The organism is Marinicrinis sediminis (assembly GCF_042685085.1).
GTDB lineage: Bacteria > Bacillota > Bacilli > Paenibacillales > KCTC-33676 > Marinicrinis > Marinicrinis sediminis.
The window spans coordinates 1-701 of record NZ_JBHUMM010000021.1; the positions used below are offsets into that span (position 1 = coordinate 1).

Here is a 701-nt window from a genome sequence, read left to right on the forward strand (position 1 = left end):
GACATCCCCGGATCAAAGCTTGCTTACAGCTCCCCGAGGCATTTCGTTGTTCGCCACGTCCTTCTTCGGCTCCTAGCGCCTAGGCATCCTCCGTGTGCCCTTACTAGCTTAACCCGTTTCGTGTTTGTTGGGTCTTCCTCCTCTTGCACAAGGGCAAATGTCGGGCGACTCCAAAAACACTACACTTTACAATGTTGGCTTGACATGGAAGTCAAAAACAACACGCTAGTAAAAACTGCGTTGATTCTTACCTAAACTCTTTCGCTATCCAGTTTTCAAGGATCAAATTGGGATTAAAAAAAGCTACCACTTTATTCGTACAATAAAGTACTAGCTTGCCCGGCTTGGCAATGTCCTACTCTCCCAGGACCCTTCGGTCCAAGTACCATCGGCGCTGGAGGGCTTAACGGTCGTGTTCGGTATGGGTACGCGTGGTACCCCTCCGCCATTATCACCAAACCGGATTGAAAGGTTGCCCTTTCAAAACTGAACGCGAGTGAAATTGTCCTTTTTGTGCATCTTGTGCACATTCGTTCTTGTGCCTTGGGCCCCGCAAAAGGACTTGAATCAGCTGCTAAGCTGTTCTTCACTTTTGTGGGTACCTAGAGCTCCATAGAAAGGAGGTGATCCAGCCGCACCTTCCGATACGGCTACCTTGTTACGACTTCACCCCAATCATCTGCCCCACCTTCGGCGGCTGG

General features: G+C 49.9%; 3 rRNA genes. All 3 read right to left on the reverse strand.

Annotated elements, in window-relative coordinates:
- Positions 1-114, reverse strand: a 23S ribosomal RNA gene (locus ACFSUC_RS09910); the annotation flags it as partial.
- A gap of 228 nt (positions 115-342) precedes the next feature.
- Positions 343-459 (reverse strand): 5S ribosomal RNA (gene rrf, locus ACFSUC_RS09915).
- Positions 460-616: 157 nt separating this feature from the next.
- Positions 617-701, reverse strand: a 16S ribosomal RNA gene (locus ACFSUC_RS09920); the annotation flags it as partial.